The following is a 13,550-nucleotide window of genomic DNA, read 5'->3' as shown; positions in this document are numbered from 1 at the left end:
ACGATCCACAGGCGCGGCCGCACCTCCCCTGTCGGCTCTGGTGGTGTCCAGTGGAGCCCCTACCATAGCCACCTCGCCCGTTAGCTCCGGATAAGCGGTTTTACAAGAACTTTCCGCTTCCATTCACTGCCCCCCGCCTGCGATCCACACCCCTTCAAACGACCGGTCCCATCTGCGGGTTCCCGGCGCCAACGGATACAGTCACGCCCAGGCAACCACGGGACAGGAGAGGGTCATTACCGGCAACCGGCAGACGAGCTGGGCGTTCGCCGACGCCTATGTCGCCGAGGACGAAGCGCTGCTCTGGGCTCGTGACCGGGCTCAGGACGCGGGGCTGCGCTCGGTGACGCCCGGTACGGGCGCCGCGCTGCGCCTGCTGGCCGCCTCCGTGGACGCGAAGGCCGTCGCGGAGATCGGCACGGGCTGCGGTGTCTCCGGTATCCACCTGCTGCACGGCATGCGGACCGACGGGGTGCTCACCACCGTGGACACGGAGCCGGAGCACCAGCAGTTCGCCCGGCAGGCCTTCCGAGCCGCCGGCTTCGCCAGCAACCGGGCCCGCTTCATCCCCGGCCGGGCCCTGGACGTCCTGCCCCGCCTGGCGGACGCCGGCTACGACCTCGTGTTCTGCGACGGCGATCGCCTGGAGTCGCTGGAGTACCTCGCTGAATCGTTGCGCCTGCTCCGCGCCGGGGGCCTGGTCGTCTTCGAGGGCGCCTTCGCGGGCGGCCGCACCGTTGACTCCGGCCCGCAGCCGACGGAGGTCATACGCGTCCGGGAGCTGCTGCGCACGGTCCGCGAGAGTGAGCACCTGGTGCCCACGCTGCTCCCGGTGGGCGACGGACTGCTGTGCGCGGTGAAGCGCTGACACCCCGTCGCGCCGATGCCCTGTGAAAAGTCCGCGCGGCCGGGAAAACAGCTGCCCCGGCACCGCGTGTCGGCGCCGGGGCAGCTGAAAGAGTGTGGTCGCGTCCGCCCGTCAGCCGACGACCTTCTTGAGGGCGTCGCCGAGCGCGTCGGCCTCGTCAGGGGTCAGCTCGACGACGAGCCGACCGCCGCCTTCGAGCGGAACGCGCATGACGATGCCCCGCCCCTCCTTGGTCACCTCGAGCGGGCCATCGCCCGTCCGCGGCTTCATGGCCGCCATGCTCGTTCCCCTTCCTGAAACCAGCTCATCGTCAGCCGACGGCCCCCAGAAGGGCACGCGGGCACCCGAACGGGGCGCGCGACACCGGCATCGAACACATTGCTTCCAAGCCATTATCCCGCATCGCAGGACCCGATGACCAACATCAGTCGGCATCGCTTGGGCAACGCACGCGAGCAAAACCACTCAATTCGGCGATGTGGCTGCCATACTGCGCCTCCGCAACCCGCCTCACCCCTTCTCCACCCGGTGCATTTCTTTGACGCAGGTCACATGTCCGGCCCGCGCCACCGCCGCTGATCTCCGCCATGCTGTGCGGTGACACCGGACGTACCGGCCGGTACGCCGCAGCCGCGACGACGGAGGGGATCCGCCATGGCCGACACCGTGCTCTACGAGGTGAACGACGGGCTCGCGACGATCACGCTGAACCGCCCCGAGGCGATGAACGCGCTGAACGTCGAGGCCAAGGTGGCCCTGCGGGAGGCCGTCCGGTCCGCCGCCGACGACGACGCCGTGCGCGCCGTGCTGCTGACGGCCGCCGGGGACCGGGCGTTCTGCGTGGGACAGGACCTCAAGGAGCACATCGGGCTGCTGGCCGCCGACCGGGAGCACGGGACCCGGCAGACCATGACCACCGTGCGCGAGCACTACAACCCGGTCGTACGGGCGCTGGCGGGGATGGCGAAGCCCGTGGTGGCGGGCGTGAACGGCGCCGCGGCCGGGGCGGGCTTCGGCTTCGCGCTCGCCGCGGACTACCGGGTCGTCGCGGAGACGGCCGTCTTCAACACGTCGTTCGCGGGCGTCGCGCTCACCGCGGACTCGGGGATCTCCTGGACGCTGCCGCGCGTGATCGGCCCCTCCCGCGCGGCCGACCTGCTGCTCTTCCCCCGGTCCATCGGCGCGCAGGACGCGTACGAGCTGGGGATCGCCAACCGTGTCGTACCGGCGGACGAACTCGCCGGGGAGGCCGTGAAGGTGGCCCGTGCGCTGGCCGAGGGGCCGACCGTGGCGTACGCGGCCCTGAAGGAGTCCCTCGCGTACGGGCTGTCCCACTCGCTGGACGAGACCCTCGACAAGGAGGACGAGCTGCAGACGAGGGCGGGCTCCTCCGCGGACCACGCGATCGCGGTGGAGGCCTTCGTGCACAAGGAGAAGCCCCGGTACCTGGGCCGGTAGCGGCCGGCTGCGGGCCGTCATCCGGCCTGCCGGACCCGCCGTGCCACGCAGTCCGCCAGATGGTCGTCGACCAGGCCGCAGGCCTGCATCAGGGCGTACGCCGTCGTCGGGCCCACGAAGCGCAGGCCGCGCTTCTTCAGGGCCTTGGAGAGCGCGGTCGACTCGTCCGTGATGGCCGGGACCTCGGTGAGGGACTTCGGGACGGGGCGCGAATCCGGGTCGGGGGCGTGGGACCAGATGAGCTCGTCCAGCTCGCCCGGGGACCACTCCGCCAGCACGCGCGCGTTGGCGAGCGTCGCGTCGACCTTGGCGCGGTTGCGGATGATGCCCGGGTCGGCGAGCAGGCGGGCGCGGTCCTCGTCGGTGAAGGACGCGACCGCGGCGATCCGGAAGCCGTCGAAGGCCGCCCGGAAGCCGGGCCGGCGGCGCAGGATGGTGATCCAGGACAGCCCGGACTGGAAGGCCTCCAGCGACAGGCGCTCGAACAGCGCGTCGTCGCCGTGGACCGGGCGGCCCCACTCCTCGTCGTGGTACTTCACGTAGTCCTCGGTGGACAGCGCCCAGGGGCAGCGGAGCCCGCCGTCCGGGCCGGCGAGGGCGTCGCTCATCGGTGGTCCTCCTCCGCCGGCTTGTGCAGCGAGGGGGCGGTGGTCGCCGGCGTCGCCGCGCGGGCCCCGTCGAGGGCCGCCTCCAGGTCGGCGATCCGGGCGTCCCGCTCGGCGAGTTCGGCGCCGAGGCGGCCCAGCGCGTCGTCCACGTCCGCCATGCGGTAGCCGCGCACGGCGACCGGGAAGCGGAGCGTCTCCACGTCCGTGCGGTCCACCGGGCGGTCGTACGGCAGGGCGTCCCGGAACCGCTCGGGCGCGGCCTCCGGCAGGGCGCCGCCCTCGCCACCGCCCACCACGGCGAGGGTCACCGCGGCGACCACGACGGCGAGCGCGACGACCAGGAACAAGAACATCAACATCGCTGGGGTCCCCACGCTCTTGGCCGGCGCGCTGCGCGCCGGCGCGGAAGTGCCCGGCCGGCCGTGTCGCGTGCGGCCGGGCCGGAGCCGGATGTGTCAGGGTCCGATCGTGCCATGCGAGTCCGACAGTTAGGGTCGCAGGCGGTCAGGCAGCGGGACGTACTGGGAGAGGTCACAGCGAATGCTCAGGCTGGGCAGGCGGGAATTCGGGGCGCAGGAGCCGGTGATCATGGCGATCGTGAACCGGACGCCGGACTCCTTCTACGACCGGGGGGCCACCTTCCGTGACGAACCCGCCCTCGCGCGCGTGGAGCAGGCGGTGGCGGAGGGGGCCGCGATCATCGACATCGGCGGGGTGAAGGCGGGGCCGGGCGAGGAGGTCACCGCCGAGGAGGAGGCGCGGCGGACGGTCGGCTTCGTGGCGGAGGTGCGGCGGCGCTTCCCCGACGTGGTCATCAGCGTCGACACCTGGCGGCACGACGTCGGCGAGGCGGTCTGCGAGGCGGGCGCGGACCTGCTGAACGACGCGTGGGGCGGCGTCGACCCGAAGCTGGCGGAGGTCGCGGCGCGGTACGGCGTGGGGCTGGTGTGCACGCACGCGGGCGGCGCCGAACCGCGCACCCGGCCGCACCGGGTGACGTACGACGACGTCATGGCCGACATCCTGGAGGTCACCGTGGGGCTCGCCGAGCGGGCGGTGGCCCTCGGGGTGCCGCGGGAGTCGGTGCTCATCGATCCCGGGCACGACTTCGGGAAGAACACGCGGCACAGCCTGGAGGCGACGCGGCGGCTGGACGAGATGGTCGCCACGGGGTGGCCGGTGCTGGTCTCCCTCTCCAACAAGGACTTCGTCGGGGAGACGCTGGACAAGCCGGTCAAGGAGCGGGTGCTCGGGACGCTGGCGACGACCGCGGTGTCGGCGTGGCTGGGTGCGCGGGTGTACCGGGTGCACGAGGTGGCGGAGACGCGGCAGGTGCTGGACATGGTGGCGTCCATCGCGGGGCACCGGCCTCCGGCGGTGGCGCGACGCGGGCTGGCGTGACGGGACCCGTCCCGTCACGCCCCCCCGGGGGGACCTACCGCCCCGCCTCCTTGGACACCAGGGCCACCGCCTCGTCCACGTCGTCCGTCAGGTGGAACAGCAGGAGGTCCTTCTCGGCGGCCTTGCCCTGGGCCACCAGGGTGTTCTTCAGCCAGTCGACCAGGCCGCCCCAGTACTCCGTGCCGAAGAGGACGATCGGGAAGCGGGTGACCTTCCGGGTCTGGACGAGGGTGAGGGCCTCGAAGAGTTCGTCCAGCGTGCCCAGGCCGCCCGGCAGGACCACGAAGCCCTGCGCGTACTTGACGAACATCATCTTCCGGACGAAGAAGTACCGGAAGTTGAGCCCTATGTCGACGTACTGGTTGAGGCCCTGCTCGAAGGGCAGCTCGATGCCGAGGCCGACCGAGACGCCGTTCGCGTCGCAGGCGCCCTTGTTGGCGGCCTCCATGGCGCCCGGACCACCACCGGTGATCACGGCGAAGCCGGCCTCCACGAGCCCGCGCCCGAGGGCGACCCCCGCCTCGTACTCGGGAGAGGTCCGCGGGGTCCGCGCGGAGCCGAACACGCTGATCGCCGGGGGGAGATCGGCGAGTGTGCCGAAGCCCTCGACGAACTCCGACTGGATGCGCAGCACCCGCCACGGGTCCGTGTGCACCCAGTCGGAGTCGCCGCCCGTGTCCAGCAGGCGCTGGTCGGCCGTGCTCTCCTGGACCTGGCCGCGCCTGCGCAGTACCGGGCCCAGCCGCCGCTCCTCGGGTGGCTGCTGCTTCCCCTCGGGGTTTCCGGTCGCCATGTCCGCTCCTCCCACCGTGCTGTCTCTCTCCCCCAGCGTAGATCGACGCGGGTTACGGACGGGGGACCTGGACATGTATGCCGTGAGCCGTGGCACGGCACGCCCGTGGTGTCCGCCTCAGGACGTCAGCCACGCCCTCAGCCGCTCCTCGCCCGCGAGGACCTTCGTCACCTCTACCCGCTCGTCCCGCTTGTGTGCCAGATGCGGGTTGCCCGGACCGTAGTTGACGGCCGGCACACCGAGCGCGCTGAAGCGGGAGACGTCCGTCCAGCCGTACTTGGGCTGCGGGGTGCCGCCGACGGCCTCGATGAAGGCGGCCGCCGCCGGGTGGGACAGACCTGGCAGCGCGGCGCCGCTGTGGTCGTCGACCACGAACTCCTCGACCCCGCACCCCTCGAAGACCTCGCGCACGTGCGCCAGCGCCTCGACCTCGCTGCGGTCCGGCGCGTAACGGAAGTTGACCGTCACCACGCACTCGTCCGGGATGACGTTCCCGGCCACCCCGCCCGAGATGCCCACCGCGTTGAGGCCCTCCCGGTACTCCAGGCCGTCGATCACCGGGTACCGCGGTTCGTACGACGCGAGGCGGGCCAGGATCGGGGCCGCCGCGTGGATCGCGTTGGAGCCCATCCAGCCGCGGGCCGAGTGGGCGCGTTCGCCCGCGGTCCTCAGCAGGACCCGGAGCGTGCCCTGGCAGCCGCCCTCGACCTGGCCGTCGGAGGGCTCGAGGAGGACCGCGAAGTCGCCCTCCAGCCACTCCGGGTGCGCCTCGGCCACGTGCTTCAGCCCGTTGAGGTCGGCGGCGACCTCCTCGTTGTCGTAGAAGACGAAGGTCAGGTCGCGGTTGGGGGCGGGAACGGTGGCGGCGATGCGGAGTTGCACCGCCACGCCCGCCTTCATGTCGCAGGTGCCGCAGCCCCACAGCACGCCCTCGTCGTCGAGGCGCGAGGGCACGTTGTCGGCGATGGGCACGGTGTCGATGTGCCCGGCGAGGATCACGCGCTCGGCGCGGCCGAGGTCGGTGCGGGCGACGACGTTGTTGCCGTACCTCTCGACCGTCAGATGGGGCAGCGCGCGCAGCGCGGCCTCGATCGCGTCCGCGAGGGGCTTCTCGGTGCCGCTCTCGGAGGGGAAGTCGACGAGCCGCGCGGTCAGCCGCGCGGCGTCCAGCGTGAGGTCAAGCGGGGTGTCGGCCATGCCCACGACCCTAACGTCCCGCCCGTGCGGCCCCTCACCCTCCTGAGCCGCCACCGAGTTGTCCACAGGCTCACGCGTCGCCGACGCACCACTCCAGTACGTTGTACGGCGTGTCAGATCCGTCGTCCGCTCGTCGTCGTGGCCGTCTCCTCCGTCGTGGTGCGGCCCTGTGCCTGATCCTCGCGCTCGCGGGGTACCTCGCGGTGCAGTACGTCACCGGAGGCCCGCCGCGCTGCGTGGTGGTGTCCGGGAAGGACGACGGCGCGTCCTACGAGTTCACGCCCGAGCAGGCCGTCAACGCGGCCACGATCGCGGCCGTGGGCACCGCGCGCGGCATGCCCGAGCGGGCGGTGACCATCGCGCTGGCGACCGCGCTCCAGGAGTCGGGCCTGCGCAACATCGACTACGGCGACCGTGACTCGCTGGGCCTGTTCCAGCAGCGTCCGTCGCAGGGCTGGGGCACCGAGCGGCAGATCATGGATCCGGCGTACGCGGCGGGCGAGTTCTACACGCACCTCGCCGAGGTGCCCGGCTACTCGCGGCTGCCGCTGACGGTGGCCGCGCAGCGCGTGCAGCTCAGCGGTTACCCGCAGGCGTACGCGAAGCACGAACCGGACGCCACGCTGCTCGCCGCCGCCCTCACCGGCCGCGCGGCGGCCACGCTGACCTGTGCGGCGAGCCCGGACCCGACCCACGACGGCGGTACGGACGCGGTACGGACCGCGCTGGTGCGGGACTTCGGCCGCGGGGTGCTCCAGCCGGCCGCCGCCGACGTGGACTCCGCGTCCTCTCCCACCCCTTCCCCCTCGCCTTCCCCGTCGTCCGCGGACGACGGCACCGTCACGGTCCCCGTACGGACCGGCACGGCCTCCGAGGAAGCCGTCCACCGGCGCGGCTGGGAGCTCGCCCACTGGGCCGTGGCCAACGCCTCCGCGCTGCACATCGAACGCGTCTCCTACGCGGGCCGGGTGTGGACCGCCGACGGTGACACGGGCACCTGGCGCACGGTGGACGACGGCGGCAGCGAGGACGACGGCGGCGGGGAGTCCGCCGGGGCGGCCGACGCCGCCGCAGCGGTCCGAATCGTCACTGGACACTAGGTATCGGCCCTCACCCGTAGGCGGTACGTCCGTCGCGTCCGGTCGACACCGTGCGCGGCCGCCCCGCGGCGTCGCCCGGACGCGCGGGAACCCTTGTGAGCACTGGGCCGTACGGGCTCGGCGGGTGATCGCCGGAGGGCCCCTTCGCCCCTCTTTGCCCCCATCCGATAATGCGATGCATTGCCAACTCTTTACATAGGATCACCGCAACCTTCGCGGCCCTCGAGCGGTAGTCACTGCGTCCGCGCCGGACGATCGACCCCCCGATGCCGGCCGGGCCTTCCACAGTTCCCTCCCGTCGAAGGAGCATCATGTCCCTCCCCCTGACCCACCGGATCGCCCGTGCCGCGCTGCTCACCGCAGCGGGAGCGGCCTCGGTGGTCGGTGCGGCCGGCTCCGCGAGCGCGGCGCCCGAGCTCCCCGCCGCCCCGAACGTCGGCGGCCTGACCGCCCTGGACGGGTCGCACGTCACCGACACCGCCGGCAGTGTGGCGCAGGAGGTGACCGGCCTCGCGAAGAAGCCCGGCGCCGTGAAGAAGGCGGTCCCGACCGTGCGCAGGACCGTCGGCCAGGCCGGCGCCAAGGCCGTCCGGGCCTCGGCTCCGGTCACCGAGGGGACGGCCGCCCAGGGCGCGACCGGCCACGCGACGGGCCCCGCCGGCAACCTGCTCGGCGGCGCGACCGAGACGGTCGGCAAGGGGCTGCCCACCGAGAGCCTCAACACCAACGGCCTGCCCACCCAGGGCCTGCCGCTGAACGGACTGCCGGCCCTCGGCTGACGGACCGCCGCTCGGCCGGTACGACGACGGCGGGGGCGCGGGAGACGAACGTTTGTCTCCCGCGCCCCCGCCGTCGTGTCGACTCCTGGAGCGGCGCGGTGCCCGGCCGGGGCGGTGACGCGGGTCCTAGAGGCGCTCGACCGCCGCCGCGACGCGCTCGTCCGTCGCCGTGAACGCCACGCGGACGTACCGCTCGCCCGCCGGGCCGTAGAAGTCGCCGGGCGCCACGAGGATGCCGCGCTCCGCCAGGTGCGCCACCGTGTCCCAGCAGGACTCGTCGCGGGTCGCCCACAGGTACAGGCTCGCCTCGCTGTGCTCGATGCGGAAGCCGTGCCCGAGCAGGGCGTCGCGCAGGGCGGTGCGGCGGGCCGCGTACCGTTCCCGCTGCTCGTGGACGTGGCTGTCGTCGCCGAGGGCCGCCACCACGGCCGCCTGGGTCGGCGCGGAGGTCATCATGCCGCCGTGCTTGCGGATCTGCAGCAGCGGGCCGAGCACCTCCGGGTCACCGGCGACGAAGGCCGCCCGGTAGCCCGCCAGGTTGGAGCGCTTGGACAGCGAGTGGACGGCGACGATCCCCTCGTACGAGCCGCCGCAGACGTCCGGGTGCAGGACGGAGACGGGGTCGGCTCCCCAGCCCAGCTCCAGGTAGCACTCGTCGGAGAGGACGAGGATCGCGTGCTCACGGGCCCACGCGACGATCCGGGTGAGCTCCTCCTTGGACAGGACGCGGCCGGTCGGGTTCGACGGCGAGTTCAGCCAGAGGAGCTTCAGGCCCGCGGGGTCCAGCTCCGTCGGGTCGTCGTAGGCCACGTACTCCGCGCGCGCCAGCCGGGCTCCCACCTCGTACGTCGGGTAGGCCAGGCGCGGGAAGGCGACCCGGTCGCCCGGACCGAGGCCCAGCTGGGTCGGGAGCCAGGCCACGAACTCCTTGGAGCCGACGACGGGCAGCACGTGCCGGTGGGTCACGTCACGGGCGCCGAGGCGGCGCGTGAGCCAGCTCGTGATCGCGTCGCGCAGCTCGGAGGTGCCCCAGACGGTCGGATAGCCCGGCGAGTCGGCCGCGGCCGACAGCGCCTTCTGGACCAGCTCGGGAACCGGGTCGACCGGGGTGCCGACGGACAGGTCGACGATGCCGCCCGGATGGGCGGCGGCGGTGGCCTTGTAGGGCTCCAGCCTGTCCCAGGGGAAGGTGGGAAGCCTGTCGCTGACTGCGGACACGATTACTGGCTCACTTTCTCGTACGTACGTTCCTCGGGTGCGGTGACCGGCAGTACGTACCGTTCGTACGGCGAACGCCTCGGCCCCGTACGGCGATCGGATCGATCGGGCCGTACGGGACCGAGGCGGCGCGGGCGCGGACCGCTCGGGGCGGTCCTGCTCCATCGGGCGCTCAGTGCCCCTGGTTCATCGGGGGCAGGCCCGCGACGAACGGGTGGTCGCGCTCGATCAGACCCAGCTTGCTGGCGCCGCCGGGCGAGCCCAGCTCGTCGAAGAACTCGACGTTCGCCTTGTAGTAGTCCTTCCACTCCTCCGGAGTGTCGTCCTCGTAGAAGATCGCCTCGACCGGGCAGACCGGCTCACAGGCACCACAGTCGACGCATTCGTCCGGGTGGATGTAGAGGGACCGCTGGCCCTCATAGATGCAGTCGACCGGGCACTCCTCGATGCACGCCTTGTCCTTGACGTCGACACAAGGCTCTGCGATGACGTAGGTCACGCTGTCGTTCCTCCTCGGTAGGGCGCTGGCGGGCCTCCTCAGGCTCCGCCGCCTGGCGCGCGGGAGCGCGGCGTCGTCGATGCCCGCACCTAGTATCTCCGTTCCTGGGCATGATCCGAACAGGAGGGGTGAACCGACCTGTGGAATTCTCTGTCGGCGGGCGACTCGAGGTCCGTATCAACGCCGCTGACGTGGGCAAACGCGTCTCGGTCCGGCGGATCGACGGGACCGGCGGCGAGAGGGGGAAATTCACCGACACGGTGGGCGTTCTCACATCATGGGACGAAGGTGTGCTGGTGATCACACGGCGTACCGGCGAGCGGGTCCGCATCGCGGAGTCGTCGCTGGTAGCGGCCAAGGTGGTGCCGGCCGCACCGGCCCGCAGACGGGGCCCGGCCGCCTCGTTCCCGGAACTGGCGCGGGTGGCGGCGCGCGGCTGGCAGCCGGTGGAGCGCGAGTTCCTGGGTGAGTGGGAGCTGCGCGCGGCCTCCGGTTTCACCCGGCGCGCCAACTCGCTGCTGCCCGTGGGTGAACCGGACAGACCGCTGGACGAGGCGCTGGCGTACGTTCGGGACTGGTACGCGGCCCGGGGCCTGCCCGCGCTCGCGCAGGTCGCCACCGGTGCCGAGGGCACGCAGGAGTTGCTGGGCGCCGAGCTGGAACGGCGGGGCTGGACGCGCGAGGTGACCGCCGAGCTGTGGACCGGCCCCCTGGCTCCCCTCGCCGACCGGGAGATCACCCGCGGGGTCGTGCTGTCGCGCACCGCGGACGAGGGGTGGCTCGGCCGCTACCAACGCAGGGGGGTGACCGAGGTCGCGCTGAAGGTTCTCACGAGCGGGCCCTCGGTGTGGTTCGCGGCCGTGCCGGGCGCGGCGGGCGAGGCACCGGCGGCGATCGGACGCTGTGTGGTCGACGGCCGCTGGGCCGGGTTCGCGGCGGTCGAGGTGGCCCCGGAGCACCGCAGGCAGGGGCTGGCCTCCGCAGTGCTGGCGGCCCTCGCCCGCCAGGCCCTCGACGAGGGCGCCTCGGCGGCCTGGCTGCAGGTGGAGACGGACAACGCGGGCGCGCAGGCCCTGTACGCGGGCGCGGGCTTCGCGGCGCACCACGTGTACCACCACTACCGCGGCCCGGAGGCGGCCCGTAACGGCGTCCTCGCTGCCGAGACGTACCGATCGCGGTGACCGGGCACGAGGCTGCTATGCGTGCGCCCCAGCCACCGGAGCACGGCCGGGCCGCCGAGGTGCGGCGGCGGTTCGCCGAGGAGGCGCGCTCCGAACGGCCCGACCTGGCGGCGCTGTGCCTGCTCGTGGGGGCCGCGGCCGACGGGACGCTGACCGAGGCCGGGATCGACGCGGCGCAGATCGAGCTCGACCGGCTGGCCGGACAGCTGCCGTTCCGGGCCGGCGGCCCCCGTGCCTGGGCGCAGGCGCTGGCCGACCTCCTCGGCGGGCGCTGCGCGTTCCGCGGCTCGCCCGGCGACTACCAGCGGCTGGAGTCCTCGCTGCTGCACGAGGTGCTGCGGCGGCGGCGCGGGCTGCCGATCCTGCTGTCGGTGGTGTGGATGGAGGTCGCCCGCCGGGCGGGTGCACCGGTGTACGGGGTGGCGCTGCCCGGGCACTTCGTGGTCGGGTTCGGCGGCTCGCAGGAGGAGCAGGTGCTCGCCGACCCCTTCGCCGGGGGCTGCCCGCTGACCGGCGGGGACGCGGAGCTGCTGGTCGCGGGGGCCACCGGGGCGCCGCTCGATCCGTCGATGCTCACCCCCGCGACGCCGCTCGAGGTCGTCCAGCGCGTCCTGAACAACATCCGGGCGTGGGCGGCCGGCCGGCCCGAGCGGTCGGACGTGTCGCTGTGGGCGGTGGAGCTGTCGCTGCTGCTGCCCTCGCACCCGGCGCGGCTGCGCCACGAGCACGCCCAGCTGCTGGTCCAGCGCGGGGACTTCCTGCGGGGCGCCACGGAACTGGACGCGTACGCCGAGGTGGTCGCCCCGGTGGACGGGCCCGCGGCGGAGCGGGTGCGGCGGCAGGCGCGGGCGGCACGGGCGATGCTCAACTAGCCACGGATCCGTCGCGGTCGGCCGCGCCGGCGAGCGCCGAAGGGGCCTCCGGTGGACACCGGAGGCCCCTTCGGACCGCGTACCGACCGGGCCGTCAGCTCGGGTCGGTCTCGATCACGCCCGTGCGTTCGGCCGTGGTCCTGCCGAGCAGGGCCGGGCGGAGGGCGCCGATGACGTCCTCCGGGGTCACCGCGGTCTGCTCGCCGTTGCCCCGGGTGATCAGGACGCCGTCGAAGGCGCCGCCGTACAGCTCCTGAAGGGCGTTCTTGTCGTAGTACTCGACGAGCTTGCCGTCCTGCGCCTTGACGCCGAGGAACTTCCACAGCGAGTTCTCGGGGCTGAACTCGATGAACGCCCCGCCCGCCTCGATCGTGACGTTCCCGGACATCGCGGGCTCTGCGAACTCCTTCATCATGCGGTCGACCTCGGCGTCGGACACCGACGGCTGCCGTTCGGTCGTGGGTACCTGCACGGCGGCGGCCGTGCCGGTCTCGACCTGGGTGCGGTACGCCGCCTGGACGGCCTCGGTGGAGGCGCCGACGTCGATGCCCTGGCCGCCCTTGCCGTACACGGCGACGGCCTTGCCGGACTCGAACTTGATCGTGCCCTCGCCCGCGGACCCGGAGCTGCCCGCGGCGCCCTCCAGAGCGGCCTGCAGCTTCTCCTCGTCGACGGGCATGACGGGGTCGACGACGCGCTGCTGCCCGAAGAGCGAGCCGATCACGGAGACCGGGTTGTAGTCGGCGCCCGCGGCCGCGTCGACCGTGGCGTCGCTGTCGAGCAGCAGACCCGCCTGGTCCGGCCGGAGCGACACCGTCTTGCCGTCGACCGTCAGCTTCAGTTCCTTGCCGGTGCGGTCGCCGAGGCCCTCGTCGAGCTTCTTGACGGCCTCGTCCCGGGTGCCGCCGCCGATGTCGACGCCGAGCACGGTGGTGCCCTTGGGCACGTCGGAGTGGTTCATCAGGAGCCCGGCGCCGTACACCCCGGCCGCGACGAACACCAGGCCGCCGGCGAGGAGCACCAGCTTGCTGCGGCCCTTCTTCTTCGCCGGCTTCGCGGGGGCGGCCGGGGTCTGCGCCGCCTCCGGCTGCCGCGGCGGCGTGGCGGACACCGGACCGCCGCCGGGAACGGGCGGACCGAGCCGGTCGTCCTGGGCGCCGGGCGGGACGACCGGGATGCCACTGGCGGGGGTGTGCCCGGAGACGTCGTCCCGGGGGCCGCCCGGCTGGGGCACCGGACGCTGCGGCGTGAGGACGGCCGTGTCGTCGCTGAGGCCGCCGGGGCCGGGGTAGTCGCTGCCCGGGGCGGAGAAGTCGCTGCCGGGGCCGTCGAAGGGGCTGCCGCCGCGGCGGGCGCCGGGCACGCCTGGGCCGCCCTGCGGCGGGCCGCCCAGGCCCAGGTCGGGCACCGGAGGCGGGTTCAGACGACGGTCACCGGTGGCCGGGCCGCCGGGGCCGTCCGCGCCGTTCACCGGGAAGAACGGCTGGTCGTCGTGGGGCGCCGGGTCGTCGCCCGACGAGCGGGGGCCGGCCGCCAGCGCGGCCGAGACGTCGAAGGAGCCGGTGCCGCCGCCGTG

The 13,550-nt window shown here is 73.4% G+C and carries 14 protein-coding genes and 1 pseudogene; 7 read left to right on the top strand and 8 right to left on the bottom strand.

The window, feature by feature from the left end:
* The first annotated feature begins 172 nt into the window (after nt 1-172).
* The gene (locus UW392_RS29935) at nt 173-868 is read left to right on the top strand and encodes an O-methyltransferase (RefSeq protein WP_320778315.1); all 696 of its coding nucleotides are present in this window, start codon (nt 173-175) and stop codon (nt 866-868) included.
* Nucleotides 869-979: 111 nt separating this feature from the next.
* Here UW392_RS29935 and UW392_RS29930 read toward each other — a convergent pair whose 3' ends face one another.
* Nucleotides 980-1,147, bottom strand: a complete 168-nt coding sequence (locus UW392_RS29930; RefSeq protein ID WP_003966491.1) for a DUF3117 domain-containing protein — start codon at nt 1,145-1,147, stop codon at nt 980-982.
* Nucleotides 1,148-1,522: 375 nt separating this feature from the next.
* Here UW392_RS29930 and UW392_RS29925 point away from each other — a divergent pair, with 375 nt between their 5' ends.
* The gene (locus tag UW392_RS29925; protein WP_320778272.1) at nt 1,523-2,326 is read left to right on the top strand and encodes an enoyl-CoA hydratase/isomerase family protein; all 804 of its coding nucleotides are present in this window, start codon (nt 1,523-1,525) and stop codon (nt 2,324-2,326) included.
* A gap of 17 nt (nt 2,327-2,343) precedes the next feature.
* Here the strand turns inward: UW392_RS29925 and UW392_RS29920 are convergent, their stop codons facing one another.
* Together UW392_RS29920 and UW392_RS29915 are read right to left on the bottom strand one after the other, a co-directional pair.
* Entirely contained in the window at nt 2,344-2,934 is a 591-nt protein-coding gene (locus UW392_RS29920; RefSeq protein ID WP_320778271.1) for a DNA-3-methyladenine glycosylase I, read from the bottom strand.
* Nucleotides 2,931-3,293, bottom strand: coding sequence for a DivIVA domain-containing protein (locus UW392_RS29915; RefSeq protein WP_320778270.1), 363 nt, complete (start codon nt 3,291-3,293; stop codon nt 2,931-2,933). Before UW392_RS29915 ends, UW392_RS29920 begins: the two co-directional genes overlap by 4 nt.
* Before the next feature lie 181 nt (nt 3,294-3,474).
* Here UW392_RS29915 and folP point away from each other — a divergent pair, with 181 nt between their 5' ends.
* The gene (folP, locus tag UW392_RS29910) at nt 3,475-4,335 is read left to right on the top strand and encodes a dihydropteroate synthase (protein WP_320778269.1); all 861 of its coding nucleotides are present in this window, start codon (nt 3,475-3,477) and stop codon (nt 4,333-4,335) included.
* A gap of 34 nt (nt 4,336-4,369) precedes the next feature.
* On the opposite strand, the gene UW392_RS29905 is transcribed toward folP, so the two are convergent.
* Complete coding sequence (locus UW392_RS29905) at nt 4,370-5,128, bottom strand: TIGR00730 family Rossman fold protein (RefSeq protein WP_320778268.1); 759 nt, start codon at nt 5,126-5,128, stop codon at nt 4,370-4,372.
* A gap of 117 nt (nt 5,129-5,245) precedes the next feature.
* On the bottom strand, nt 5,246-6,325 hold the full coding sequence (gene dapE, locus UW392_RS29900) for a succinyl-diaminopimelate desuccinylase (RefSeq protein ID WP_320778267.1): 1,080 nt from the start codon (nt 6,323-6,325) through the stop codon (nt 5,246-5,248).
* A gap of 110 nt (nt 6,326-6,435) precedes the next feature.
* On the opposite strand from dapE, the gene UW392_RS29895 reads away from it, so the two are divergent.
* Nucleotides 6,436-7,425: a heavy metal transporter gene (locus tag UW392_RS29895; protein WP_320778266.1), complete on the top strand. Its 990-nt coding sequence runs from the start codon at nt 6,436-6,438 to the stop codon at nt 7,423-7,425.
* A gap of 311 nt (nt 7,426-7,736) precedes the next feature.
* Nucleotides 7,737-8,204, top strand: a complete 468-nt coding sequence (locus UW392_RS29890; RefSeq protein WP_320778265.1) for an ATP-binding protein — start codon at nt 7,737-7,739, stop codon at nt 8,202-8,204.
* A gap of 126 nt (nt 8,205-8,330) precedes the next feature.
* Here UW392_RS29890 and UW392_RS29885 read toward each other — a convergent pair whose 3' ends face one another.
* Together UW392_RS29885 and fdxA are read right to left on the bottom strand one after the other, a co-directional pair.
* Entirely contained in the window at nt 8,331-9,422 is a 1,092-nt protein-coding gene (locus UW392_RS29885; RefSeq protein ID WP_320778264.1) for a bifunctional succinyldiaminopimelate transaminase/glutamate-prephenate aminotransferase, read from the bottom strand.
* Nucleotides 9,423-9,594: 172 nt separating this feature from the next.
* Nucleotides 9,595-9,921, bottom strand: a complete 327-nt coding sequence (gene fdxA, locus UW392_RS29880; RefSeq protein ID WP_030574877.1) for a ferredoxin — start codon at nt 9,919-9,921, stop codon at nt 9,595-9,597.
* A gap of 140 nt (nt 9,922-10,061) precedes the next feature.
* Between fdxA and UW392_RS29875 the strand changes: the two genes are divergently transcribed.
* Both UW392_RS29875 and UW392_RS29870 read left to right on the top strand, forming a co-directional pair.
* Nucleotides 10,062-11,102, top strand: a complete 1,041-nt coding sequence (locus UW392_RS29875) for a GNAT family N-acetyltransferase (RefSeq protein WP_320778263.1) — start codon at nt 10,062-10,064, stop codon at nt 11,100-11,102.
* A gap of 17 nt (nt 11,103-11,119) precedes the next feature.
* Nucleotides 11,120-11,974, top strand: coding sequence for a transglutaminase-like domain-containing protein (locus tag UW392_RS29870; RefSeq protein ID WP_320778262.1), 855 nt, complete (start codon nt 11,120-11,122; stop codon nt 11,972-11,974).
* 94 nt (nt 11,975-12,068) lie between these two features.
* Here the strand turns inward: UW392_RS29870 and UW392_RS29865 are convergent.
* Nucleotides 12,069-13,550, bottom strand: a pseudogene (locus UW392_RS29865) (hypothetical protein); the annotation flags it as partial.

This window comes from Streptomyces sp. CRN 30, assembly GCF_034105845.1.
The sequence above is the reverse complement of the archived record's forward strand: the minus strand, read 5'-3'. Positions and strand labels throughout refer to the sequence as shown.

Coding starts and splice junctions, on each gene's coding strand:
- UW392_RS29930 (WP_003966491.1), bottom strand. CDS start 1,147: ATGGCGGCCATGAAGCCGCGGACGGGCGATGGCCCGCTCGAGGTGACC.
- UW392_RS29925 (WP_320778272.1), top strand. CDS start 1,523: ATGGCCGACACCGTGCTCTACGAGGTGAACGACGGGCTCGCGACGATC.
- UW392_RS29920 (WP_320778271.1), bottom strand. CDS start 2,934: ATGAGCGACGCCCTCGCCGGCCCGGACGGCGGGCTCCGCTGCCCCTGG.
- UW392_RS29915 (WP_320778270.1), bottom strand. CDS start 3,293: ATGTTGATGTTCTTGTTCCTGGTCGTCGCGCTCGCCGTCGTGGTCGCC.
- folP (WP_320778269.1), top strand. CDS start 3,475: ATGCTCAGGCTGGGCAGGCGGGAATTCGGGGCGCAGGAGCCGGTGATC.
- UW392_RS29905 (WP_320778268.1), bottom strand. CDS start 5,128: ATGGCGACCGGAAACCCCGAGGGGAAGCAGCAGCCACCCGAGGAGCGG.
- dapE (WP_320778267.1), bottom strand. CDS start 6,325: ATGGCCGACACCCCGCTTGACCTCACGCTGGACGCCGCGCGGCTGACC.
- UW392_RS29890 (WP_320778265.1), top strand. CDS start 7,737: ATGTCCCTCCCCCTGACCCACCGGATCGCCCGTGCCGCGCTGCTCACC.
- UW392_RS29870 (WP_320778262.1), top strand. CDS start 11,120: ATGCGTGCGCCCCAGCCACCGGAGCACGGCCGGGCCGCCGAGGTGCGG.